The sequence below is a fragment of the Mycobacterium sp. HM-7 genome, from assembly GCF_053852335.1.
In genome coordinates this window covers 981,538-1,006,245 of the sequence record NZ_CM132657.1, presented here as the reverse complement: position 1 = coordinate 1,006,245, position 24,708 = coordinate 981,538, and the positions used below count along the sequence as shown (strand labels likewise).

Here is a 24,708-nt window from a genome sequence, read left to right as displayed (position 1 = left end):
GACGACATCCAGCACATCATGCTGACCGGGACGCCCCACCTCACCGGTCGGTACGAGTTCCTGTCGTTCGACACCCCCGAGGCCGGGCAGGCGTGGCTTGCCGAGATGGTTCCGCTGGTGCAGTCGGCAACCGATGTGCGCACAACGGTCAACATCTTCAAGCGGTGGGTCAACCTCGCGTTCACCTGGAACGGCTTGCGCGCGTTGGGACTTGACGAAGCGACACTGGCGACGTTCCCCGCCGAGTTCCGCGAAGGTATGGCCGCCCGCGCCGACATCCTCGGCGACACCGGTGCGGCCGCACCGGAGCATTGGGCCGGTGGGCTCGCGGGTGACGACCTGCATGCCATCGTCATCCTGTTCGCCCGCGACGAGGACGAGCGGGTGCGCTGCGTCGGCGAGCACGACGCCCTGTTGGAACGGTGCCCCGGGGTGCGCTCGCTGTCGCATCTCGATCTGGCGGCCACCGCACCGTTCGAGTACGACCACGACCACTTCGGGTACCGCGATCCGGTGTCGCAGCCGCAGATGGCCGGTTCCGGCGAGACGCTGATCCCCGGCGCCGGTGGCGCGCTGGCCGCGGGCGAGTTCCTCCTCGGCTATCCAGATGAGGAGGGTCTGGTATCGAATCAGCCTGCCCTCGAAGTGCTTTCACGCAACGGCAGCTTTCTGGCGTACCGCCGGCTGGAGGAGCACGTCGGCACGTTCCGCGACTACCTCAAGGAGCACACCGACGACGCCGAGGGCGAGGAGCTGTTGGCCGCCAAGTTCATGGGCCGGTGGCGCAGCGGGGCGCCCCTGGTGCTGGCCCCGGAGCACGACGACCCCGAGCTCGGCGCGGATCCCATGCGCAACAACGACTTCGACTACGCCACAATGGATCCGCACGGGTACCGGTGCCCCGTCGGTTCCCACGCGCGCCGGCTGAACCCGCGCGATACCGAGCCGAATCCCAATCGGCGCCGGATGATCCGGCGCAGTGGCACCTACGGGCCGGCACTACCCGAAGGTGTCTCCGACGACGGTGTCGAGCGCGGGGTCGGGATGTTCCTGATCTGCGCCAGCCTGGTGCGGCAGTTCGAGTTCGCCCAGAACGTGTGGATCAACGACACCGCGTTCCAGGAGCTCGGCAACGAACACGACCCCATCTGCGGTACCCAGGACGGCACGCTCGACTTCACGATTCCGAAGCGGCCGATCCGGAAGGTGCACAAGGGGTTACCGGCATTCACCACGCTGCGCGGCGGAGCATACTTCTTCCTACCCGGCCTGACTGCGCTGCGTCACCTGTCGACACTCGTACCGCAAGGAGCATCATGAGTTCTTACGCCCGCACCTATAACCAGGCCCACCTCACCCGTCCGCACAACGGCAACCGGCGGGTGTCCATCTACTGGTCGTGGAGCTATCCGTGGGAGGCCCAGCGCGACCCGGCGCTGCTGTACAACCGGTTCTCCACCATGACCGAGGTTCGCGCGGCGACGTGGCCGGCGTACGAAGGCGTCGAATACAGCCCGCGGGAGTTCCTGCAGGGCGTCGACGGCACGCTGGAGCTGTTCCACCGCTCCTCCCTGTCATTTCAGGACGTCGCCGGTGACGTGACGGGGCATCCGGTGGCGGTGTTCCAGCGGGTCGACCAAGCCGGCTACCGGCTGCCGATCGACGAACGCATCCTGAACGACACCGACACCCTGATGATCTTCGGCCTGGACCACCTCCTCGGCGACGAGGCGGCCACCCCGGACGAGGTCGCCGCGATCCAGCAGTGGCTGACGCGCGAAGGCACCTGCCTGATGCTGGCCCCGCACCACGACGTCGGTTTCACCGACGACAAGGAGCAGCAGCAGATGGAGTACCTGCATCACGGAGACCCGCTGACGCCGCGCGTCCAGAATTTCAGCCGATTCGCGCGGTCGCTGCTGACGGGGCTGAACATCCCGGTGCACAACACATGGGGTCTGCGGCCCGCGACGGTCGAGGGCACGAAACAGATTGTGCCGCTTACTGCTTTCCGCGATCTGGACTCCGCGGGGCTGCTGCGGGACGTCACCACCCTGGCCCTGCATCCGCATCTGCCGCACTACCAGTTGACCGCCCCGGAGGGACCGGAGCTGAAGGTGCTTGGGCGCCAGCTGATCGACCAGACCCGGCCGCACCCGTTCACCCTGGCCGGCAACACGGAGTTCAACGCGTTGATCCACCTGCCGCCGACCGGTGAGCGCGCCGGCGACATCGTCCTGGTCGACTCCACGCATTTCACGACGCTGTTCGGCGCCAGCGACAGCCTGAAGTCGTTCTGGCGCAATCTGGTGACGATGTGACGTTGACCGAGCTGGCGGCGCGCGGTGCCAACGTCGCCGTCGTCCTCTTTGTCGTGTCCAGCACCTTGGGCGTCGGGTTGAGTCTGACCCCGGCTCAGATCCTGGCGCCGCTCAAGGACTTTCGGATGGTGAGCCTGGCCCTGGTCGCCAATTTCGTTGCGGCACCGTTGGTCGCGGTCGGGTTGTCGCGCTTATTGGACCTCGATGAGCCACTGGGTGTGGGACTGCTGCTGTGCGGGCTGGCCGCGGGCGCACCCTTCCTGATCAAGCTCGCCGAATTCGCCAAGGCAGATACCGGGCTGACCGTCGGCCTGATGGCGCTGCTGATGATCACGACCGTGGCCTACGTGCCGATCGTGTTGCCGATCTTCCTCACGGGGTCGACGGTCGATCCGCTCGCGATCGCCTCCTCACTCGTGATTCTCATGCTGATCCCCTTGGCGATCGGGCTGTTCTGGCGGAAGCAGTCCGCGGATACCGCGGCCCGCGTCAGGCCCGCCGTCGGGTTGTTGAGCACCGTCAGCATGGTGCTGGTGGTCGTCCTGACCATCGTCGCCAATTTCCGGGAAGTGCTCTCGGTGTACGGCACGCGAGGCATTCTGGCGGCCATCGTCTACACCGCCGTGTGCGCCGGAATCGGCTGGGCTCTGGTCTTTTTCAGTACCACCGCCCGGCCCGTGCTCGCGCTCGGTACCGCACAACGCAATGCCGCGGCGGCCTTCGTGGTGGCCGGCCAGAACTTCGACGATCCGCGCGTAACGGTGATGATCACCGTCGTGCTGATCGCCGAGTTCACCATGCTGATCCCGTTCTCCCGGTTCCTGGCTCGCAACGCCTGACGGATCAGGGCGGGTCGAGCAGACCCAGCCGCGCCGCCTCGGCCACCGCGTCGGCGCGCGACGAGACCGACAGCTTGCGGTAGATCGCCTTGGCCTGGCTCTTCACGGTCTCCCGGCCCAGATGCAATTCACCGGCGATCTTCTGCAGCGACAGGTGGGTGGCCAGGTGCGGGAGCAGGCGCAGCTCGGCCGCGGTCAGGGCTGACCGCGGCCCGTGCTGTGCATGTGCGGCAAGCAATTCCCGCACGCGCGCCAACCGCAGGTGCACCGCGGTCGCGTCGGGCTCACGACGGGAAGCCAGCAGCCCCGCGTCGAGATGGCGCCGGCACAGTTCCGGATCGTCGATCTCGAGGGCGGTGGCCGCGGTGAGCGCATGTCCCAGTGCCGCGGTACGCGCTGCCAGGTCACCCAGCCGGTCCAGCAGCCGTTCGGTGCCCCGCACCGCCTCTCGTGCCCCGGCCGCGTCGCCGCGGTGGCTCCGCACCAGCCCGTCCACCGCGTACACCAACACCACCGGCACCAGATCGCACAGATCACGGGAGTCGACGATGCCGCGGGCCTGGGCACTGCGCTGCGCCGCGGACTGCAGGGCCCCATCATCGAGGTCCAGCAGGGCCAGATGCGCCAGCGCCACGGCCCGGAATCCAGGTAGGTCATCGAGGACCGGCAGTGACGATTCCAATGTCGCCCTGGCGTTTTCGGGGTCACCGGCCATCGACAGCGCACCGCCTTTGACCGATGCGGCGGCACCCCACCACGGGTTGACCAAGTGGTCGCCGGCGGCGCACACCGTATCGGCGTGCCGGACCACCTCGAGCACCCCGCCGATTCCGACGAGCGAACCGACCAGGGCCGCGGCCACTTTCACCGATGGCGCACCGTCCGCCACGGCCGTTCCACGGTCCGCGGCCGCCGCCAGCAGCAGCGACCGCTGGATCAGATCGGCGTCCCCCACTGTCAGCCCGAACCAGGCCCGGGCGATCGCGGCATCGGGGTGATCGGCGAAGACATGCTCGTCGAGCAGACTCAGCCGGCGCTCCAAGATGCCTGCGCGGCCGTCGAATCCGAGCCGGACGGCATCGCGTTCGACCAGCGCCGCCGCGTGCGCCAGGTCGTCGGCCGCGAGTGCCTGCAACAGGGCACCGTCGATGTCGCCGGCGCGCTCGAGATACTCCGCCGCGCGGGAGGACAGGGCGCGGAACCGCTCCGGATCGCGATTGCGCAACCGCGCGCGCAGCAGATCGGCGAACAATCGGTGGTACCGGTATTCGACGCCCTGCGCGTCGAGCGCGACCAGGAACAAGTTGCCCGAGGCGTGGATCGTGTTCAGCATGTCGGCCGAATCATCGCGCTGCAGCACGCTGTTCAGATCGTCGGCGCTGAAGTGGTCGAGCACCGCGGATTCCACGAGGAACGATTCGACTGCCGGCTCCAGCCGGCCCAGTACCTCTTCGACCAGATAGTCAGCGACCAGGCGGTGACGTCCGGTGATCGCGTCCGCGGACGACCCATCACGCAATGCCATGGCCGCCATCACCACGCCGGCCGCCCAGCCCTCGCACCGGTCGACGACCAGCGCAGCCGTCGCGCCGGCCGGACCGCCAACCGAGCCGAGAGCCGACTCCGCCTCTGCGACCGAGAGTTTCAGCTCTTCGGTGCCGACCTCGAGCACGTCGCCCTGCAGCCGGCGCCGCGCCAGATCGAGCGGCGGCGCCGTCCGGCCGATCAGCGTCAGTGTTGTCGATGCCGGGGCGTGTTGAACCAGGTCTCGCAAGGCCGACAGCGCGGCCTCGTGCGTCAGCTCATGAATATCGTCCAGCACCAACACGATCGGCCCGGCGGACTCGAGTGCCGCAATCGTCGCGGGAACCAGCTGGGTTTCGACGGACCGGCCGGCGCCGCGGAGGTACTGAAACGTCGCGGCATCGACCGGGGCGACCTGATCTACCGCGGTCACCAGGTGCAGCAGCAGATGCGCGGGGTCGTTGTCGAGGTGATCGAGCCGTACCCACGCGAACGGACGCGCATCAGAGTCGTCCCACAGCGCCGCCGCGGTCGTCTTGCCGTATCCGGCGGGCGCGGTGATCACCACCAGTTCCGCGTTCGAACCGGCCAGCATTCCGGTGACCGCCGGCCGGGCGATGACGGCGCTACCGAGCCGAGGCGGCCCGTAGGTGGCCGTCGGGATGTGCGCTATCCAGCCTTCCCCAACCACGTTCGCATCGTAGGTGCGGTGCACTCAGCCGCCTAACCGCGCCGTTTTTGACCATTCCGACGATTACGTTGCTACGGTGCGATCAAGGATGGGAGCGACCATGGGCAACGCAATCCGTTCGATTGCCGTCGCGGCGGCGGTAATCGGCCTCGCGGCAGGCTGCAGCAGCGCGTCCGATTCCGGAGCCAAGGGATCATCCAGCGCGGCACCGACCGGCACCGCGTCGGCGGCGAGTCCCGCACAACTGCAGGCGCTGGTGCCGACACCCGCCGGCACCGCCCAGACCTATGGGCCGGACACCATCGCGGACAACGGGATTCACCTCAGCTTCAAGGTGGCCGCCGCGCCCTCCGACGTCGTGACCGCATACAAGGCAGCGCTGGAAGGCAAGGGCTGGACCGTCACCACCATCGTGTCGTCCGTCGGTGGGTCCGACGGCGGTGGCGGCGCCACGTACACCGGTATCCACGGCGACAACTACGGCGTATTCGACGGCGGCGGGTTCGGCAAGGAGACCTACCTCAACGTCTGCACGTGGCCGGCCAAACCGGCTCAGCCGAACTGCAGCCGCCAGAAGTAGCGCCTGCCGAGCGGTCACATGGCGCGCAGCACGGCGGTGCGACCCTTGACGTGAAGCTTCTCGACGGTGGAGTCGCGCAGTTCGGCTTTGCGTTGCGTCATCTGTTCGCCGAGCGCATCGAGCATGTCGCTACTCAAATCCGCCGGCGCCGGGCATAGGTCACGCTCTTCTTCGGCAGCGTGCGCATCAAGCACGGTGACGAACGAATTCCACTCGTCCACATACTCCGGCGCCGACGGTGAGGTCCGGAGCACCACCGCGAGCTGGTCCCAGACCTGCCGATGCTCGGCATGGGCGATGGCGACAAGTCTGCTCGCCTCCGACACCGCGGGGTAGAACAAGTCGTCTTCGATGCGCATGTGAATGTCGAGTTCTACCAACAGTTCATCGAGTGCTTCAGTTCGCGCCTGAGATTCCGGCGGTAGCGCACTGATCTTCTGACACAGACTTCGCAGCACTTTGTGGTGGTCGAACAACACGTCGTAGGCATTCATTGCGCCACCCCACGTACCTCGACCATGCCGTGACGAATCCGGGTCGGATAGGTCGGGAGAGCCGCTGTGGCCGGGCCCCGGAGCACCTCTCCCGACTGACAGGAGAATCGGGACCCGTGCCATGGGCAGACGATCCGGTCGCGGTCGATCCAGCCGTCGTCCATGGGGGCACCCATGTGCGGACAATGTTCACCAGCCGCGATCACCTGAGCGTCGGTGCGGTACAGCACGATTCCGACACCGTCGACCTCCAGGTGCCGCGCCTGTCCGTCGAGTGCCGCGACCGGCAGCACCGGCGTCCACTCGGGAGCGCTGAGCGTGTCGCCGGAACGGTCCATTCCCGTGCCCCAGCCGAATACCAAAGCGCCGCCCAGATATCCGCTGCCAAGGGTGATGCCGTAACCCAACGCGCTGCTCGCCATGGCTCGGGTATCGCGACCGCGGCCGCGGTCCCACCAGGACAGCGCATACAAGCTTGTTGCGAGCGCGTTGAGCGCACCATGCACCAGGCCCAGTCGACGCGATTGCTCGTGGGTGTGTTGCCAGTCCGTCAGGCCGGTCGCCGCGGCGCCGACACTTCCCGCCAGCCCCACTCCCAGTGCGATCCTCGCCGCACGACGCAATTCCGGCGCACCCCGGCTCAGCACGCTCGCCGCGTCAAGCGCAAGTGTCGTTGTTGCCGCGCCGGTGGGCAGGGCGGTCAACGCTGGATGCAGCGGGTGACCGAGCCACGTGCCGTGCAACGCATTGGCCACCTGATCGCGACGGCGACCCATGGCCGCGAAGACAAATGTCAGGAGGTGCTCCAGGCGGTAGCTCGGCCTGTCCAGCCAGTGTTGGTTTTCGATGGCCTGCTGAACCAGAGGCCCTGCTCCTTGCAGCCGATTCCAAAAACGTTGCGACCATTCAGTCACAGCACATCTCCTCTATCGGTCGGCTATCCCCCGCTGGTCATGCGTACGGGTACCCCCGCCCCGGCTCGGTCAATCACGATTTCAGGTGAGTGACCACGAGGTGCCATGTGCCGTTTCAGCCGACCGACACCGGGTAGGCAGTCAGTACGCCGGCCTGACGGCCGGGAGTCGGCACAGGTGGAATTGGGGTGGGCACAGTGGCCGAACGGAATACGCTGCGGAGGCCGACCTCACAACGGACGGCGGCGGGCACCGATGGCTGAGTTGCTGCGCGTCAGCGCGCCTCTCTTCGGGGGGTGCGGTGAATACACGTTGCGCTGCACCGGCGAACTCGATGGTGCGTCATATCGCACGCTGCGCGACAGCTTGGTCAAGGCCGCATTGGACGAGCCCCGCGTGGTGATCGTCGATGTCAACGAATTGCGCGTGCCGGACGCGTCCGCGTGGTCGGTGTTCTCAAGTGCCCGTTGGCACATCCGAACCTGGCCGAACGTGCCGATCCTGCTGGTGTGCGCCAATGACGCCGCCCGCGAACTCATCCGCCGGCGCGGTATCACGCGCTACGTACCGACATTCGCCACAGCGCAGGAAGCACTGCAGTCGGTGAGCGACGAGTGGCCGCGATCGAGGCGTCGGGCGCGGGCCGAACTTCCTCCGCACGTCAGCAGCATCATCGACGCACAACGATTGGTCGCCGGCTGGTTGTCCGGATGGTCGTGCGCCCCCCTGATCCCGGTTGCGGCAATGGTCGCCACGGCTTTCGTCGAAAACGTGCTGCGGCACACGGACTCCGCGCCCACGCTTCGCCTGGAGTACGACGGCCGGATGGTCGCGGTGGCGGTCGAGGACGCCAGTACCGCGCTGGCGCAGCGCAGGGAAGAGGGCCGCTGCGGCACCAGCGAGCTATCAGGCCTGGCCATTGTGACTGCGCTGACTCGCGGGTGGGGAAACCTCCCGACGCCGACCGGCAAGATCGTCTGGGCGGCCGTGGGTCCCGAGAACGTCCTGTAGCCAAACCCCGCGCCGATCGAAGTTGGTCGATCAGAGCTGTTTGGCCTTCTCGATTACCCGTTGGGACAGCCCGAGCAGGTCCCCGCTACTGCTCAGCGATAGGCGTTTCAGCATTTGGAAGGCCTCTGAACCACCGACCTGAAACCGTTCCATCAAAAGCACTTTCGCCTGCCACACCACATCCCAGTCGTCCAGCACGTGACGCACCAAGTCACGTGGCGGCGCGCCGCCCACTGCCAGGGCGGTGTGCGTGGCCACCACATAGCCGATCTCCTCGGCGTGCCGGTCGAACGCGTTGGGCTCGTTCGCGTAGATCATCAAAGCGCCGACCGACCGTGCCGTGGTGAACAGGCGGAACGACAGCACCGAGCGGATGGGCGTCGATCTGAGCACATCTCGTCGATAGCTCGGCCAGCGATCGTCGGACTCGAGGTCGTTCACCCGTAGGACGTCGCGCTTCCACGCCGCGCTCAGGAACGGACCTTGGTGCTGATATTGCTGAATGGCATCCACCACGGCGGCATACGGATGTGTCATGACGACCGTGTCCAACTGGGCGGGAAAGACAGCGGTGGTCACACCTGCGTACTTCGCGGCGGGTATCTCGCGGACGGCATGATCGACCATGCGCTGCAATACGTCCTGATGGCTGCCGACACATGCGGCGGAACCACCGGCGGCATCTACGAGCCGCTGGCCGCGCCCACTGCTGGAACCGGAAGTCGTTCCTGTCACGCCGCATACCTCTTGATCAAGGCTAACGCTGCGGCGTCCCGCCAACAATGCTCAGGGGTTGATGGTGTTCTCGCCGTCTTGACGGCCCCAGACGTACTCGGACGCGAATGGCGAACCGAGACCGAAATGGTTGTACGGCGCGATCGACGCACCGGTGTCCATCACCATGTACGGCATGGGCCAGATGTCCCTGGTGACCGTCCAGCACCCCGGCCGGCCCATCGGCCCTCCCCTGGCATTGATCCGCGGCAGGTTGTCGGGGTAGACGTACTGGTTCGCCGAGCCGACGAGCGCAGTGTGCGATATCAGCGAGTATCCGTTCCCGCCGACGGCGAAGGCCGTTGCCTTCACCGCGCGCGGGAGAGCCCTTATCCCGCAATCAATTTCGGGACTGTACTTGTCCAACACCTGGGCCGTCGGGAGCAGATCCTGGGCGCCACGGACCAGGTACGGCCCGCCACGTTCGAAGATGTCACCACCGGTGTTGCCGAACCCGACCGATGCCATCAGCGCCTGATCGATGTTGTCGCGCTGATCATTCAAAGCACGCTCGGTGGTCACCGCGTTCTTGAGGCCGTCCCACAAATCCGGGGACGCGGCCGCATAGACCTCGGTGAGATCGGCAAGTGCCCGGTTGTCGTGCCGGATGGACGGCATCCGCTCGTTGAGATCGGCCAGGATGACGTTGCCGTTGACCAGCGACTGACCGAACTTGTCACCCAGCCCGTCGAGCGCCTGCGCCGCGGCGGTCAATGTCGCGTTCAGCTTCACCGGGTCGACCTGCTCGGAGATCGCGGTGATGGTCTCGAACAGCGTGTTGAATTCGGTGGTGACGCTGACGGCGTTGACGGTGTCGCCCGCCTTGAGCCGCTGCGGTGTCGGGTTCGGCGGCGAGGTCATGGAGATGTACTTGTTGCCGAATACCGTTGTGGCGAGCAGCTTCACGTCCACGTTCCGCGGCAGCACGCCGAGGTATTGCGGCTCGACGTCGAGGATCAGTTTGGCCTCGGGCCGCTCGCCGGCAGCGGTCACCACCTCGGTGCCCTTCAACCGGCCGATCGGCACGCCGTTGTAGGTGACTTTCGAGCCGTTGTCCATCGAGAGACCGGCACGGCTGGCCAGCACGTACACCTGGGCCTTGCTCTCGAAAGCCCCACGGAACTGGAGCCAGGTGAGCGCCATCCCCGCGGCGGCAACAAGAGCCATGATCAGGCCGGCGATCTTGTACGGCGGAGTGCGATCCCGGTTGAGCGGCGCATGGACCTGACCCGCAGCGACGGGCGGCAACGGCTGCAGTGGCGGCCGCGGTTTCGTCATGACACTCCAGCGTCAGATCGAGGTGTGGCCGGGCGCCGTTGACCGGCCGTGAATCGATGTCGACTGGTAAGCAGGGTACGACCGTCAGCCATCTCGCGGCACGCAAATGACAAACCTCTAGCAAACCGTAAATTGACGCACTGGCCACCGGACGGCCACCTTTGAGCCATCACACGGTGGCTGCCACCAATGTGATGACGCCCGTCAGCAAATTGTGCGGTGACTGCGGAGTCAGCCCTGATCTACGCTCGGCCGGCCGCACGGACACGCAGCAGCTGTACGGCTTCCTGCAGCGCGCCGAGGTTCCACGCCAGCGCACACGTCGTCTTTCGACGGGCGACGCCGGACAACCACGCTGTAGCCCACACGATCGACTGAAACGCAGCCCCCACCGCGGCGGGTCCCAGCCACCACGGGCGGAACTTGTCCAGCATGCGCGCTTCACCGCGGCCGAAATTCCGATACTGACGGAACGCTGCCTTCAGCTCCGTGCGCTGCACCTTGCTCACCACAGCATCAGGCACGAACTCCAACATGAACCCGGCTTCGGCTACGCGCCAAAAGAAGTCGACCTCATCGGCACCACCCTTGAACGATTCGTCGAAGCCGTGGACCTGGCAAAACACCTCACGGGTGAAGCCACAGTTCGTGCCGTTCGCGAACACATCCTTGCGAGCCAGCGCCGGGTAGAGCCGGCGTTCGCGGGCCAACAGCGTGCCGTCTCCGAGGATGCGGTCAAGCCCACCACCGACCGCGTGCGCTCCCCGCAGGAATGCCCGGTGGTATGCCTCGATCCACCCGTCGTGAACCACATCGTCCGCGTCGGTGAGCAGAATGAACTCACCCTTGGACGCGGCGACCCCGACGTTGCGAGCGACGTTGGCGCCCGGTGCCCGGCCGGCATCCACGACGCGGACGCGCGGGTCCGGGTAGGAGCGCACCAAGTCGGCGGTGCCGTCGGTTGACCCGTTGTCAGCCACGACAATCTCGAACTCGGTGCAGGTTTGTTGCGCGAGCAACGCGTCCAATTGATTGGCGAGTTCGCCGGCACCATCACGGCACGGGATGACGACGGAGATCATGCGCCGTAAGGTAGCTGAGATTCCTTCGGTGCGCCCGTCTTACCGCGCGCATGACAGGGATTTGCCAGCTACGGGGCCGATTGTGGCGTCACGAGGAACTTCTCGCCGGTCGCCTTCTTGAGGTAGCTGTTGAACGCCTCGGGCGTGAGCAGGCCGGCCAGTGACACTTCCTGCGTGTACGTGCTCGCGAAGGTCGTGGTGAGTTCCGCGGCGACGCGTGCCCGCAGCCTGCCGATGACCTCCGGCCCCGCACTGGCGAGGAACGGCGTGAGCAGCCAGCCGCCGACACCCCACGCCATGCCGAAGCTTCGGGTGAGGACGGTGGGGCCGGTGTCGAGGCTGCCGTAGATGTACACCTGCTTGTGAACGGCCGAGCCGTAGCGGGAGTACTCCGTCGCAGTCGCGTTGGCCGCCTGCTCCATGCCGCCCAGAATCTGGCTCGCCAAGTTGCCGCCGCCAGTGGCATCGAACGCCAACGTCGCGGACGTGGCTTTGAGTGCGTCGACCAGGTCCTGCTCGAAAGTCGGTGCGGCGGAATTGCATACGTACGTCGCACCCAGATTGCGCAGGATTTCTTCCTGCTCGGTCTTGCGAACGATGTTGACCAGCGGCACCCCGTCGGCGAGGCAGATCTTGACCAGCATCTGTCCGAGGTTCGACGCCGCCGCCGTATGCACCAGGGCCGAATGCCCTTCGCGGCGCATGGTTTCCACCATGCCCAGCGCGGTCAGCGGGTTGACGAACGACGAGGCCCCGTCCTTCGCCGCGGCGCCGTCGGGCAACACCAGGCAGGCCGCGGCATTGACGACGCGGTACTGCGAATACATGGCGCCGCCCGCGATGCCCACGATCTTGCCCAGGAGCGCTTGCGCCGCCGCCGACTCCCCCGCCGCCACGACGGTGCCCGCGCCTTCGTTGCCGACGGGAAGTGATTGACCGACGCGGACCGACAGCTGTGCCAGCGCCCCTGGCTGCAGCGGCGCGGTGACGACGGGACGCTCCGGCGTGCCCGAGACCGTCGCGGCCGACATGTCCGCCGCACTCGGAATCAGCAGACCCAGATCCGACGGGTTGACCGGCGATGCCTCGACGCGGACGACGACCTGGTCCGCGGCTGGGGCCGGAATGTCGACGTCACGCAGCGAGAGTTCGAGCATGCCGTCGGGTGTCACCAACGACCGCAATTCCAACGCGGTCTGCGGTGCTTCGGTCATTGGGTATGCCTCCGATTGTCGAGCAGTCGCCTGAAGACTACGCCCGGTAACTGGGCGATCCAGAGCGGCTACGAAATCGGCTGCCTCCGTGACGTTTCCGGGCCGTACCAGCCGCACGGTTCACGGTTCTGAAGCTCGACGATGACTCCTAATGCGGATACGGTTCCAATTCGCGCATCCGCTTCAGATGAGCTTGCTGTAGTTCGCCCGTACGAGTGAGGAACCCGACGATCAAGGCAATCTCCGCCGCGCTGTAGCTCAACAACAACTTGCCACCCTGATCCAGCAGCGGGGCGGTGAGTTCCGAGATACGGCGAGCCGCAAGTTCTGTGCCCAACACGATTACTCGGCGGTGATCGGTCGGATGTAGCGATCGGCTGACGTAACTCAGCTTCTCCAGGCGGTTGAGCACAATCGTGGTTCCGGCAGCAGTGAGACCGAGCCGGTCGGCCAGGACTCCCGGCGTCGTTGCCTTCTCGCCCGTGAGGAGAACGAGTAACAGAGCACGTAGATCCGTGTGATTGACGCCGAGCATCCTCATCAGTTCGTGTGCCAATTCATCGACGGCTCCATGAAAAGACTCCAGTCTTCTCTTCAGATCTGCGGCGATACGCGCGAGTTCAGATGCCATCGGACGAAAGACCTCCCCCAAGGTGTCCTTTGCGACTCGGCTTGATCATAGCGATGGCCGAGTGGTTCCGAATGGAATTATTGACGCTTTGGCTAGATCTGTCGATGGACAACTTTGTCACCGCCTTGGCCGGCGACACCTGCCGGGTCGTGGAACTCAACTTCCAACGGTGGCACCACTGGAAAATCGCGATGACCCACGACTGGGCTGGTCATTCAACCCAGTCGAGGGCCATCCACCGCTGCACTTCCCCAGGCTGTGCGCTGAATCTGTCCCTGATCCCATCAGCGCCGCCCTATGTACAGCCGGCTATTTCTTGCGCGCCATCCAGAGTTAGGTGACGGTCGTGGTGGTGAGCGTCGGAGACGGATTCGGGTAGCACGCGGTTGCGACGTCGATTTGAGGAAGAAGCGGCGGTTTCACGGTGGTGGTGAAGGTCATGCCGGGGTCGGTGTAGCTGGTGCCGGCATACTTGCTGGTAATTGAGCCGGGAGCGTTGGCCGTCACGTTGATGGTGACTTGGGGCGGGGTATACGTCGCCCCACCGGAAATTGGGCCGGGAACGGTGAGCACGACATTACTGCCGACGAGGGCCGTCGTGCCGGCGACAGATCCACCGGATGCACTGGAGGAGACATACGTCGAGTTGGCCGGCACCGGTATGAGCATCTTCATGTTGCTGATCTTGACGACCGTAACTCCGGCCGCCGACGTCGGAACCGTCGATGAACCCGGTGCAATGGTGATGGCCACAGGAGAACCCGCGGTCACCGAACCCGGCGCGGTCGTGGTAACCGAGGTTGTCATACTCGAAGTCCCAACCGAGGCCTGACAACTCCAATTCACAGAGACGGCTGCATGCGCCGCCCCGGCGAAACAAAGTGCAGCAGCAAGCGCCATCGGAGTAATGGCGCCGGCACGACGCAACGTGGACGTATTCGATCGCATTGTTATCTCCAAGAGGTGAAGGTAGCGACGTGGGCGAGGTGCCGCGCCGCGGTAATGCGAAGAAAACATAACTCGCCCTCAATTAAATTCCGTGCACATATTGAATACGTTGCTATTGCCGTGTCGCATTCATTATTCGTTATTAGCTATTCGGTATTGAGAATTGAATAATAGAAAGCTATTTCTGCATAGATATTGCCTGCGGAAATAGCTCGGCCACGCACCGGACAACGGCGATGCCTGACGCAGTGGCCTGTCTAATGGCAGCAATCGGCCCCTCCCCGGTCGTCGCAGGAGGAGCCGATTGGTCCAGGATGCGGTTACTTGCTGCTGCCGCCTGCGCTGCTTGCGCCGGCGCTGCTACCACTCTTACTGGGCTTGGCCGGCTTGCCGAAGCCGTTCTTGAGGCCGGCGCCGAACTTGTTCAACGAGGACTTCAGGTTCTCCCCCGCGGAGTTGATCGCCTTCGTCAGACCGTCCGTGGCCTTGCCAGGCGTACCGGGCTTCGTACCGCTGGTCGCGCCGCCCTTTGGCTTGGCGGTGCCGCCCGAACCCGTCTCGCTCCCGGTCGATCCGCTGGGCTTCGTGGGCTCACCGGCCGTGCCGGGCGTACCGGTCTTGGTGCCGCCGGCCGCGTCGGCGCCCCCGTTTGGCGTGCTGGCGCTCTCCGCGGTTGTACCCGATTCCGGCTTCGTTTCGGTTGCGGTGGAGGGTGTTTCGGGTGAAGTCGAGACAGGATCCGCTGCACTCGACACGGCGGGCACCGTCGCGGCGGGTTCGGTCGGGGTGGTCTTTGTAGCCCCGACCTTCGCCGCTGCGGACTTTGCGGCATCAGGCGTCGTCACCTTCTCAGCGCCCAGCGTGACCGCCGCAACCGACAAGGCGGCCGACGGAAGGGTGGCCGGTCCGACGTCGGCCACCGTCGCCGCGACTGGTACCGGTGCGCCCAGCGCTTGCGCGATGGCTTGGCGAATGCTGATCACCATCAAGGGGACCAAGCCAAATCCGGAGCTCAGAATGCCTGCGGCTCCCGTCGGTGCATACCCGTTCAGGAATGCGTTGGTGAGCACGGCCGGCGCGTTGAGGATCGCGTTCACAGCCGCCCCGAGGTTGCCGGCGCGAACCCCGTCGTACACCGCTTGCGCGGTATCGCCAAAGGCGCGCTGGACACCACTAACCGTGCTGAGCACTGAAAAGCCCGCTGAGACAATAACATCGGGAAGCAGTTTGGCGACGTTGGTCATGTTCTGCATAACCTGGCCGGGGATGTTGAATATCGGGCTTTGCATCAGTGCCAAGCCGGGGTTCACCACTAAGTTGAGCAGCGCTTGAAATGCCGTGTTCAGGCCTCCGCTGATCTGGCCGGCGGCCAGTTGTTGTGCTGCTTGACGGAGCGCCGGTGGAAGTGCCGCCACAGTAGCGACGAGGCTGTTGCCGGCGGCGCCAAGCGCCGTGGAGACGGTGTTCGCGTAGCCGATCTGGTTGATGATGATCTGCTTCAGGATGGGAGCCGGGTCGGCCCACACCTGCTGACCGAGGGCCGAAATGTTGTTGAACGTTGTCGTGAGGACCTTCCCCCATTCGTTGATGGGATTGACCGACGAGGTCAACGTCGTCGCGAGGCTCGACACCGGGACCGCCGGCAGGTGCACCTGTTGCGGTGCCACCACTATCGGTGACAGCGCAATTGCACTCGCTCCGATCAGCGCCACACCGCTGGTCATGCCGGTCCGGACACACGTTTGCATAACTCCCCCTCAGTAATCGGTAACCTGCACCCGCAAATTACTTCAGACTGATCACCACGTGGGGCGAATTGCGCCGAAATTATTCGTTATTCGATATTGAAATTCAACGACAGAAAGTTAACCAACCGAGACAATTAACTACATAAAGCTATTAATGGAAAAATGTTGTAATGCCGAATACGAACCGCCGCGGAGAACCTGGAGACTTCTGGTCTGGAACGAGGTTGCAGGTAAGCCCACGGAATCGGCGTCGAGGACACAGGCCGGGTACTACGGCAGCGAGATCGGCGGGATTGACCAGAGGCCTGGGTTGGAGTCAACGACTTCCGCCCGCCGTTCGCCTGTTGTCAGCTCTGGGTTTTAGCCCAGTATGTGTCGTGACGGTCCATAAACGCTTGGCGCTCATCTGCGCTCATGGCGTCCAGGCCGCCAGTGGCGAGAGTTTCGAAATAGTCTTCGCGTGGGCCACCCGGCGAGAACGAAAGCAACATTTGGGCGTGGCCACCGCCCCGGAAACCGTGCCAGCCGCCCGCCGGGACGTAGAGATAGTCTCCGGGATTGGCGGTAACCCATTTGTTTCCGTCATGAAGTGATACCGTGCCGCGCAAAACATAGAAGTGCTCGGTGATGGTGCGATGAAAGTGTGCGTCGGGTCCATGTTCTTCTTCGCCGAACGTCCACCGGTACAACCCGAATCTGCCCTCCGACTGGGCACCGCTGGTTAGATATTCGCAGGTTTCCCCTGTGGGATAGGTGAGCGTGGGCGGGGTGTCGGTTCGGCGCAAATACGCCGATACCTCGCCGTCCTCACCGTGATAGAGGGTAGGCGGATACCGGTCTGGAAAACCAAAGTACGACATGAAAGACCCTCCTTTGTTGGGTTCTGGCCCCGGCGAATTCCTCTGTCCGCCTGCGATTCACACTAGATCGGCACCCATGGGTGTGCCTGAAGAGCAGAGCACCGGCATATGTCCGTTGCCAAGTACGACGACCCAAGAGGGTTCGCAGTTTCCCGATGTGTCATGTTCGGCTCACCACGGCGTGCGCTGAGGGCCAGGCCCATAATCACTAGGACGAAAGTCGCTGACCGAGGCACACCGTCGAGCCGGGTGCTCCATCCAGCGACACTCACATTTCGATGCTCCATGACGGCCCAACGAAAGGGAAATCGCTTGTAGGCATTCACCGTATTCGTATCACGAATAGCGGCCGTCGACCTTCCGCGGAGCTAGAGGCTCGGCCGGTTCGGGATCTGGATAGCGCGGACTATGGGAGCGCCTGCATGCAGGTGAATACCGCCTCGCGAAGCCAGCGATGGGCGCGGTCCGGTTCGCGCCGCACATGCCACGCTTGCTGGTAAGAAAACTTCGGAAGCTCCAAGGGCGGATTGAACTTTCGTAGTGTTTTGTGACGCCGCATCGGGCCTACGGCTCGACTGGCCACCGTCAGGACAAGATCCGTGCCGGCTAGCAGATCCACGGCCGCACCCCAGTGCGGCAGCGCCACGGCCAGGCGGCGGTGCAGCCCGAGCGAGGCGAGTGTCCGTTCGATCTCATCTGTCGCATCCGGGCGCATCGCCAATGTGACGTGCGGGCGCTGTAGCCAATCGGTCAGGGATAGATCGCCTTTCTCGGGCAGTGCAGCCTTGTCAGCGAGGCAGACGAAGCGTTCCGAGAACAAGTCTTGAACCCGAACGCCTTCCGGTACCTCTGGGAAGATTCCCAACGCGAGGTCGAGTTCGCCATCAATCAGTTGTGCCAACATGGTCTCCCTGGTCGCCTGACTGATCGCCAAGTCCATACCGCACGCATTTCGACGAATGTGGCGGACCAACGGCGGCAAAACGATGCGCGACGAATAGTCGGATAAGGAGAGGCGGAATCGGCGTCGTTCCAGCGCCGGGTCGAAGTCCGGGGCGCTGAGCAGCCCGTTGAGACTGGTCAGCGCATCGTCAAGAGGCTGCTTCAACGCCTCAGCGTGCGCCGTCAAGGTCATCTGGCCGCCGCGTCGCACCAGCAGAGGGTCGTTGAAATGCGCACGCAGCTGTGCGAGGGAATGGCTGACAGCCGGCTGACTCTTATGCAGACGTAACGCCGCCCGGGTGACGTGTTTCTCGGCGAGCAGAGCCTGCAACGTCACCAGCAGGTTCAGGTCGATCCGCCCCAGTGCATCCATGCGGTGAATGTTATTGACTCAGATAATCGGTCTTCATCAGGAATTCGGATGGCTGATGATCGACCAATTGTGACGTTTTCTCGACTTCTTCGAGCGAGCCGGTAGGCACATTGCCCAGTCTCACCCGCGGCCGGTTGCTTCGCCGGTGTGGAGACGACGGAATCGCGGAACGTCAGAGAATTTGAAGCAGTTCGAACGCGATCTCGGGTGGTGCTTGGGTCGCTCGCAAATCCCGGTTCTAGAGCCGGCCGGCCGCGAAATCGGCTGCCTGCGTGACTTTTCCGGATTGGACGTAGGAACCGTGGGCACCGACGTCGAAGCCGCCACCCACCCAGCAGATCGGGTCGCCCTCGGCGCACTGATCGATGGAATTGGCCGCGTACTGCGGTGCCAGCTCGGGCAACGGTCCGCCGGCGAGCATGCCGGCGAAACCGGTGCGGGGCGCACCGAACAGTGCGGTGGCGGCCACGCGGCTGGCGAGCTGCGGCGCCGCGTTGGTAGCTCCTTCGATGACCGCCGCACCTTGCGAGTAACCACCGAGCACCATCTTGGTCTTCGGACAATTCGCCGCGGTGGACTCGATCACTGCTCGCGCAGCGTCGATGCCGGCCGGTGTGCTGACGGCGAAGTCGTTGCTCGCCGGATAGTCGACCGGTGTCGCCTCAACCGAGCGCGGTGCGATCCGGGCACGTAGGTCTTCGACGAACGGACGTCCGACACTGCCCAGGCCCGGCGCCTCGGTCGTGCCACGGGCGAACACGACCTGGACGTCGGGGCACGGTGCGGCGGTTGCCGGTGCAGATGCGATGGTCGGGATTACTGGAGCCAAGGCGGTGAGGGCCGAGATCAACGCGAGCTTTCGGGTCATACCGACCGATCGTAGGACGGTCGGACCGCTCCGCGACGGGTTTGGTCCGGCATCACAGTGGTTCCGAGGTGATCTGCAGCCAAGCTTGGAATTCTTTCTTCGCGCGGCGTCGTCGCACCCGCTTGGCATGCGAGCGTTCGATGGCCAGGCGCAGCCCGTTCGAACTGGCCGAGCCATTGGGCGGGTAAGTCCTTGCCGCCGAATGGGTTCCATGAGCTTTCTGTAGCCGCAGCGCGGCGTGGCGATCCGGCAGCCGCGTGCGGCGGGAGCGGCGCAGGCGAGCGGTGATCGCACGCCCGCCGCCACCCAGCACCACCAACAGCACCGCCGAGATTCCTACCTCTGCGTACATCATGATGGGCCTTCTCTCCGTGCCACCACGGCGGCACTGCCTCGGCCTTCGCGGGCTGAGAATGTGATCGGTGGACGCTTTCTACGATCGTCCGCCTGATTGCGCACCCCCATGGCCGAACAGCAAATTTTGTGCCCGAATGGATCGGATGCTGGTGGACCCACGTCGAAGCGGGGGGTCAGACCTTCGTGGCACCCATATCGACTGTCAATTGCGTTGCGGTGACAGCACGTGACAAATCCGACGCGAGGTAGATCACCGCATCGGAAATGTCGTCGACGTTGGAGGGAAACGGATCGGTGAGCATGCAGCCGAACGACATCAGATAACTCGGGTGCTCGGTGAGCAACGTACCGACGGTGGGGTCCGCGGCGAGCACGGTGTCGACGCCCCAGGGGTGGATGGAGTTCACTCGGATCTTGAATTCGGCGAGTTCGATCGCGGCCGACTTGGTCAGGCCGACCACACCATGCTTGGCAGCGCTGTAGTGAGCCTGCCCCGGCAATGACTTGATCCCGGCGACCGAGCTGATGTTGACGATCGACCCACCATTGCCCGCTGAAATCATGTGTGGAATAGCGGCTTTCATCGTGCGCCAGACACCGGTGAGGTTGACGTCGATCATCGTCTGCCACTCGTCGTCCGGCATCTCCCAGAACCGTGCCCAGCTGCTGATCCCGGCGTTGGCGACAACGACGTCGAGTCGTCCACCGAACCTTTCGACGCCGTCCCTCAGCACCGCGTCCATGGCCGCGGAGTCGCGGACCTCGGCGACCGCCATCACGCACTTGCCGCCCGCGGCCTCGACGAGGCGCGCGGTCTCGTGCAGGTCCCGCTCAGTGGGGCCCGGACATGCGCAGTGCGGCGAGACGTCGGCCGCGATGTCGATGCCTATCACCGACGCCCCTTCGCGCGCGAGTCGTATCGCGTGATTACGTCCCATGCCGCGCGCCGTGCCGGTCACGAACGCGACCCTGCCGTCGAGAAGGCCCATGGCAACCCTCCGGTTCTTGCTGATGCCACCGAAACGCCGTGGGATCAGTAAACGCTCGCGAGGAGGGATTTGCTAGAGCCGACAAGATGCGTACTGTCGCCGCAGTTGGGTGCCCCCAGTCGGACTCGAACCGACACTTGGCGGATTTTAAGTCCGCTGCCTCTGCCAATTGGGCTATGGGGGCTTGGTGATCAAGCGGGTAACAACCTATGACGTGGCCACCCTGCCACTGAACCCGACCCCAACCGCAGGGCGAGGGCCTAGAACGCGGGCCTCACGCCCGCACCCACCACACCCAGCACCTCGGACGCCTGCAGGGGTGGGCTCAGGAAGAACCCCTGCAGCACATCACAGCCGAAATCCCGTAACTGCGCGGCTGATTCGGCGTTCTCGATGCCCTCGGCGACGGTCCCGAAACCGAGCTTGTGCGCGAGGTCGATAATGGTACGCACCACCAGGGCGGCTCGGTCGTCGACAGCGACCCGCGCGATGAAGTCGTGGTCCAGCTTGATCTCGTCGATCGGCAGGTCGGACAGGTACGTAAGCGCGGAGTACCCGGTGCCGAAGTCGTCGAGCGCGATCCTGATGCCGCGGTCGGCCAAGTCGGTCAGCACAATCCGGGTGTCTTCCATGTTGTCGACGAACAGGTCTTCGGTGATCTCGACCGCAAGCGCCGACGGCGGCAACCCGCGGTCGTCCAGCGCCTGACACAGCTGGTCCGGCAGATTCAAATCGCTCAGCAATGGCGCGAAAAGGTTAACGGCCACAGGCACTTCCACACCGGCGACGTACCACCGCAGCGCGTCGTCGAGTGCCATGTTGACGACCAGACCAGTCGCCTGTCCCATCAGACCGTGCGCACGCACCAGCGGAAGGAAATCGGCGGGCCGCAGTAAACCGCGGTCGAGGTGGCGCCATCGCAACAACGCTTCCACCCCGACGACAGCGGCCGTGCGCGCGTCGAACTTCGGCTGATAGACGAGCGAGAGTTCATCTCGGTCGATCGCCTGGCGAAGGTCTACGAGAAGCTCTGAGATGGCTTTCCCCCGCTCGTCATCGACGCCCGCACTCGAAGCAGGCAATGGAACCAGCGTGGCACCGCAATCCGATCGATTTCAACGCTGAGGGGGTCCGGCGCGCTTTTCCTCGTACATGAGTTCGTCAGCGCGGGCCAGCAGCTGTTCGAGCGTGCCGTCCTCGGCCGGCCATACATGCAGCATGCCGATACTGGCGGAAAGGCTGTAGACACGATCGTGGGTCCCGTTGAACGCCCGGAACGCTCCGAGGATCCGCTTCTTGAAGACGGGCAGGTCACCGTCCGGATCGCAGACCAGGATGCAGAACTCGTCCCCGCCCATCCGCCCGATGATGTCGGAATTGCGCAGCGTCGAGCGCAAGACCGCAGCCACATCGCGGATGAGCTCGTCACCCATTTCGTGGCCATATCCATCGTTGACGCGCTTGAGGCCGTTGACGTCGAGGAATGCCACCAGGCAGCTGTGCCTATTGCGCTTTGCCAGTTCCAGGGCGGGTTCGGCGACCACGAAGAACCCGCGGCGGTTCAGTAGGCCGGTCAATTCATCAGAAATCGACAGCTGGTGGATTTCCGCTTTGGCTTTCTCGAGATCGGCCGTGCGCTCACGCACCCGCTGTTCGAGTTCGGTATAGACCTGAACGTTTTCCATGGCGATCGACGTCGAGTCAGCCAGTGCCTGGAGCAGGCCGATCTCTCTTTCAGAGGGCTGCCGCGCATAGGACCAGTAGTTGCCGATGGCCCCGATCGGATCGAGCGTCCGAATCGGCACCATGACCATGCTCTTGACGAAGGTGGGTCGGTACGCGTCGTGCGGCACGCGGGCATCCTGATAGATGTCCGGAATCGCCGCCGCGTCTTTGTTCAGCATCGCCCAGCCGCTGACACACGCTTCCATCGGAAACCGCATGCCCTTCCATAGAGGTTCGATCGCGTCCTCGTCGGCGTAGTAGCACTTGCCGTTGTCCCGGAGGATGAAGGTGGCGCCATCGCAGCCAGTCAGTTCACGCGCGGAGGTACGTACGATGCGCTGGACATCGGACAGACTGCGGGCCATCGACAGCTCCTGGACCGCCTTCATCAGGCGCTCCATGCCCCGGGTGTAGTCGGCGTCCGTGAACCCGCCACTGGTGATCGGCTCAGGGGCCAAGGCTTCTGCAGTCACTGGGCCTCCATGGCTCCGGAAAAACTCAAGGCGACTACGACGGCAAGATTGTTACGTCTTCGTCAATATAAATGCTGCTCGCAGCGCAGTGAAGCAAAAGCATACTTTTCGAACGATTCTCACAGACCCAGGCCGGTTCCGCCTGTCTGAGCAGATTCGTCGAAGCCACCGACTGCCACCAAATACCCAGCTTCGAGTGCTAGCTTCGCGCGGTCCTGGAACCGAGCCAACTTTGCCGGGGGTAACTCGTGAACACGCTGGTCCGTCTGATCGCGGTCCTGATCATCCCAGTCGTCCTGCTGGTGGGCGGCTGCGGACACAAACAGACATCGACGGGCAACAACGCCACCTCGTCGGATTCCATCCCCGCCGACCCGTCGGGCGATGCCGGTGACGCCGCGCCCATCTCCCAGACCTGTCCCGCGCAGGCCACCACTTCGTTCGCCAAGACCAAGTTCGTCGCGCACAGCGGCCTGGCCTTCGGCGCGTTCCACCGCTGGCTGTGGAAGCCGTTCCAGGCGGGCACGTTCAAGAAGGGCGCCGACGGCCGCATCAAGGCCTTCATCAAGGGCGGCCTCTCGGCGCTGTTCGTCAAACGTGAAGTTCGGCTGGCCGCCACTGACGTGCAGGCCGACCCCACGCTGTGCAAGGCGATCATCGCGCCGCTGGACAAGCTCGGGGACACCGTCCAGGCGGCGTTCGACAAGTTGAAGGGCGGCGACGCCAGCGGCATCACCGACCTGAACTCCTCGATCGGGTCGATCGAATCCATCTCACAGAAGGACGGCGTGCCGATCCAGGAGGACGAGAACGCCGACCTGACCAAGAAGCCGGCCTAGATCATTTCGGCCCGCTGGAGCAGCAGCGACCGTTCGGCGTCGTTGCTGCTGAGCGTCGCGGCGTGCGTGAACGCTGCCGACGCCTCGACGGTTCGACCCAAACGCTCCAGCAGGTCTCCGCGGACCGCATGTGGCAGCGGCGATCGGGGCAGCGGATCGGAGCCGAGGGCGTCGAGCACGGCCAGGCCCGCTTCGGCTCCGTGCGCACGTCCATGGGCCACCGCGCGGTTCACCTCGACGACGGCACCCGGCGCGGCAAGCGCCAGCACGTCGTACAGGTCCGCGATCCGCTGCCAATCGGTGTCCTCGGCTCGGATGGCGCGCGCATGGCAGGCCGCGATGGCCGCCTGCAGAAAGTACGTCCCGACGGGTGCACCGGCCGCCGCGAGTTTCTCGGCCCGGTCCAGCACCCGGAGGCCACGGTGTCGCAGCAGGTGATCCCACCGCGCCCGGTCCTGATCGTCCAGCAGCACCGGCGCCCCGACGTGGTCGACGCGAGCGGGGATCCGTGACGCCTGTAGTTCCAGAAGTGCTTGCAGCCCAAGGACATCGGGAATATCCGGGACCATGGCCGCCACCATGCGCGCCAGCCGGATGGCTTCGAAGCACAGGTCGGGGCGCGTCCAGTCCCGGCCGGTGGTCGCGACGTAGCCTTCGTTGAAAGTGAGGTAGATGGCAGCGAGCACGTCGTCGATGCGGTCGGCCCGCTCGGCCCCGACGGGCAGCTCCATGTCGACGCCGACGAGGCTCTTCTTGGCGCGCGTGATCCGTTGCGCCATCGTCGATTCCGGCACCAGGAAGGCGCGTGCGATCTCGCCGGTGCTCAGTCCTGACACCAGCCGCAGAGTCAGCGCCGCTCGCGACGGCGCAGGCAGCTCCGGGTGGCAGGTCAGGAACATCAGCCGGAGCACGTCGTCCTCGATGAAGTCGACCTGCCCGTCGAAATCCGGCATTTCGACCTCCTCCAGCCGCTGCCCGATCTCCTCGTTCTTGCGGCGCAGCGTCTCGGCCCGACGGATGTGGTCGATCGCGCGGCGCTTCGCCGCCGTCATGAGCCACGCGGCGGGGTTCGCGGGAATTCCCCGCTCGGGCCATTCCTCAAGCGCCGCAACGAGAGCGTCCTGCGCGACGTCCTCGGCAAGGTCGACGTCGCGCGTCATGCGAGCCAGTGCCGCCACGAGGCGCGCCGATTCGGCACGCCACGCGGCGGTCACTGCCTCCGCTGTGGTCACG

General features: G+C 64.8%; 24 protein-coding genes and 1 tRNA gene. 6 read left to right on the top strand and 19 right to left on the bottom strand.

All coding sequences use genetic code 11. From position 1 onward, the window contains the following. Positions 1–18 precede the first annotated feature (18 nt). Genes ACWW1C_RS04830 through ACWW1C_RS04820 form a run of 3 tightly spaced genes read left to right on the top strand, consistent with a single transcriptional unit; the run spans position 19 to position 3,160 of the window. Positions 19–1,320 carry a Dyp-type peroxidase gene (locus ACWW1C_RS04830; protein ID WP_455984145.1) on the top strand — a complete coding sequence of 434 codons (1,302 nt, stop codon included), beginning with the start codon at positions 19–21 and terminating at the stop codon, positions 1,318–1,320. After that, positions 1,317–2,321 carry a hypothetical protein gene (locus ACWW1C_RS04825; RefSeq protein WP_455982389.1) on the top strand — a complete coding sequence of 335 codons (1,005 nt, stop codon included), beginning with the start codon at positions 1,317–1,319 and terminating at the stop codon, positions 2,319–2,321. The genes ACWW1C_RS04830 and ACWW1C_RS04825 overlap by 4 nt, the downstream gene beginning before the upstream one ends. Continuing rightward, the gene (locus ACWW1C_RS04820; protein ID WP_455982388.1) at positions 2,318–3,160 is read left to right on the top strand and encodes a bile acid:sodium symporter family protein; all 843 of its coding nucleotides are present in this window, start codon (positions 2,318–2,320) and stop codon (positions 3,158–3,160) included. Before ACWW1C_RS04825 ends, ACWW1C_RS04820 begins: the two co-directional genes overlap by 4 nt. Before the next feature lie 4 nt (positions 3,161–3,164). Here ACWW1C_RS04820 and ACWW1C_RS04815 read toward each other — a convergent pair whose 3' ends face one another. After that, positions 3,165–5,375, bottom strand: a complete 2,211-nt coding sequence (locus ACWW1C_RS04815) for an AAA family ATPase (RefSeq protein WP_455982387.1) — start codon at positions 5,373–5,375, stop codon at positions 3,165–3,167. Positions 5,376–5,475: 100 nt separating this feature from the next. Between ACWW1C_RS04815 and ACWW1C_RS04810 the strand changes: the two genes are divergently transcribed. Beyond that, the gene (locus tag ACWW1C_RS04810) at positions 5,476–5,955 is read left to right on the top strand and encodes a hypothetical protein (RefSeq protein ID WP_455982386.1); all 480 of its coding nucleotides are present in this window, start codon (positions 5,476–5,478) and stop codon (positions 5,953–5,955) included. 14 nt (positions 5,956–5,969) lie between these two features. Here ACWW1C_RS04810 and ACWW1C_RS04805 read toward each other — a convergent pair whose 3' ends face one another. Both ACWW1C_RS04805 and ACWW1C_RS04800 read right to left on the bottom strand, forming a co-directional pair. Then, entirely contained in the window at positions 5,970–6,449 is a 480-nt protein-coding gene (locus ACWW1C_RS04805; protein WP_455982385.1) for a hemerythrin domain-containing protein, read from the bottom strand. Then, positions 6,446–7,330: a Rieske 2Fe-2S domain-containing protein gene (locus ACWW1C_RS04800; protein ID WP_455984144.1), complete on the bottom strand. Its 885-nt coding sequence runs from the start codon at positions 7,328–7,330 to the stop codon at positions 6,446–6,448. The genes ACWW1C_RS04805 and ACWW1C_RS04800 overlap by 4 nt, the downstream gene beginning before the upstream one ends. A 288-nt stretch (positions 7,331–7,618) precedes the next feature. Here ACWW1C_RS04800 and ACWW1C_RS04795 point away from each other — a divergent pair, with 288 nt between their 5' ends. Then, positions 7,619–8,374 carry an STAS domain-containing protein gene (locus ACWW1C_RS04795; protein ID WP_455982384.1) on the top strand — a complete coding sequence of 252 codons (756 nt, stop codon included), beginning with the start codon at positions 7,619–7,621 and terminating at the stop codon, positions 8,372–8,374. 30 nt (positions 8,375–8,404) lie between these two features. Here the strand turns inward: ACWW1C_RS04795 and ACWW1C_RS04790 are convergent, their stop codons facing one another. From ACWW1C_RS04790 to ACWW1C_RS04720, 15 genes are all read right to left on the bottom strand, one after another. Continuing rightward, positions 8,405–9,154 (bottom strand): GAF domain-containing protein, encoded by a 750-nt coding sequence (locus ACWW1C_RS04790; protein ID WP_455982383.1) that lies wholly within the window; start codon positions 9,152–9,154, stop codon positions 8,405–8,407. Positions 9,155–9,160: 6 nt separating this feature from the next. Next, positions 9,161–10,426, bottom strand: a complete 1,266-nt coding sequence (locus tag ACWW1C_RS04785) for an MCE family protein (RefSeq protein ID WP_455982382.1) — start codon at positions 10,424–10,426, stop codon at positions 9,161–9,163. A 242-nt stretch (positions 10,427–10,668) separates the two neighbouring features. Then, on the bottom strand, positions 10,669–11,508 hold the full coding sequence (locus ACWW1C_RS04780) for a glycosyltransferase family 2 protein (RefSeq protein WP_455982381.1): 840 nt from the start codon (positions 11,506–11,508) through the stop codon (positions 10,669–10,671). Positions 11,509–11,576: 68 nt separating this feature from the next. Next, positions 11,577–12,722 (bottom strand): zinc-binding dehydrogenase, encoded by a 1,146-nt coding sequence (locus ACWW1C_RS04775; RefSeq protein ID WP_455982380.1) that lies wholly within the window; start codon positions 12,720–12,722, stop codon positions 11,577–11,579. A gap of 148 nt (positions 12,723–12,870) precedes the next feature. Further along, positions 12,871–13,353, bottom strand: a complete 483-nt coding sequence (locus tag ACWW1C_RS04770; protein ID WP_455982379.1) for a MarR family winged helix-turn-helix transcriptional regulator — start codon at positions 13,351–13,353, stop codon at positions 12,871–12,873. 333 nt (positions 13,354–13,686) lie between these two features. Further along, entirely contained in the window at positions 13,687–14,106 is a 420-nt protein-coding gene (locus ACWW1C_RS04765) for a hypothetical protein (RefSeq protein WP_455982378.1), read from the bottom strand. Between the two features lie 515 nt (positions 14,107–14,621). Beyond that, on the bottom strand, positions 14,622–16,025 hold the full coding sequence (locus ACWW1C_RS04760) for a hypothetical protein (protein ID WP_455982377.1): 1,404 nt from the start codon (positions 16,023–16,025) through the stop codon (positions 14,622–14,624). Positions 16,026–16,396: 371 nt separating this feature from the next. Further along, positions 16,397–16,909 carry a cupin domain-containing protein gene (locus ACWW1C_RS04755; protein ID WP_455982376.1) on the bottom strand — a complete coding sequence of 171 codons (513 nt, stop codon included), beginning with the start codon at positions 16,907–16,909 and terminating at the stop codon, positions 16,397–16,399. Between the two features lie 406 nt (positions 16,910–17,315). Then, a complete protein-coding gene (locus tag ACWW1C_RS04750) occupies positions 17,316–18,224 on the bottom strand; it encodes a LysR family transcriptional regulator (protein ID WP_455982375.1) in 909 nt (302 codons plus the stop codon). 238 nt (positions 18,225–18,462) lie between these two features. After that, positions 18,463–19,092, bottom strand: a complete 630-nt coding sequence (locus tag ACWW1C_RS04745) for a cutinase family protein (protein ID WP_455982374.1) — start codon at positions 19,090–19,092, stop codon at positions 18,463–18,465. 52 nt (positions 19,093–19,144) lie between these two features. After that, positions 19,145–19,447, bottom strand: a complete 303-nt coding sequence (locus ACWW1C_RS04740; RefSeq protein ID WP_455982373.1) for a hypothetical protein — start codon at positions 19,445–19,447, stop codon at positions 19,145–19,147. A gap of 175 nt (positions 19,448–19,622) precedes the next feature. Continuing rightward, on the bottom strand, positions 19,623–20,438 hold the full coding sequence (locus ACWW1C_RS04735) for a mycofactocin-coupled SDR family oxidoreductase (RefSeq protein ID WP_455982372.1): 816 nt from the start codon (positions 20,436–20,438) through the stop codon (positions 19,623–19,625). Between the two features lie 110 nt (positions 20,439–20,548). After that, positions 20,549–20,622, bottom strand: a tRNA-Leu gene (locus tag ACWW1C_RS04730). A 76-nt stretch (positions 20,623–20,698) separates the two neighbouring features. After that, positions 20,699–21,520 (bottom strand): EAL domain-containing protein, encoded by an 822-nt coding sequence (locus ACWW1C_RS04725; protein WP_455982371.1) that lies wholly within the window; start codon positions 21,518–21,520, stop codon positions 20,699–20,701. Positions 21,521–21,553: 33 nt separating this feature from the next. Further along, positions 21,554–22,636, bottom strand: coding sequence for a GGDEF domain-containing protein (locus tag ACWW1C_RS04720; RefSeq protein WP_455982370.1), 1,083 nt, complete (start codon positions 22,634–22,636; stop codon positions 21,554–21,556). A 248-nt stretch (positions 22,637–22,884) separates the two neighbouring features. Between ACWW1C_RS04720 and ACWW1C_RS04715 the strand changes: the two genes are divergently transcribed. Continuing rightward, positions 22,885–23,475 (top strand): hypothetical protein, encoded by a 591-nt coding sequence (locus tag ACWW1C_RS04715; protein ID WP_455982369.1) that lies wholly within the window; start codon positions 22,885–22,887, stop codon positions 23,473–23,475. On the opposite strand, the gene ACWW1C_RS04710 is transcribed toward ACWW1C_RS04715, so the two are convergent. Next, positions 23,472–24,707 carry an RNA polymerase sigma factor gene (locus ACWW1C_RS04710; protein ID WP_455982368.1) on the bottom strand — a complete coding sequence of 412 codons (1,236 nt, stop codon included), beginning with the start codon at positions 24,705–24,707 and terminating at the stop codon, positions 23,472–23,474. The two genes, ACWW1C_RS04715 and ACWW1C_RS04710, sit on opposite strands and share 4 nt — an antisense overlap. Position 24,708 lies beyond the last annotated feature (1 nt).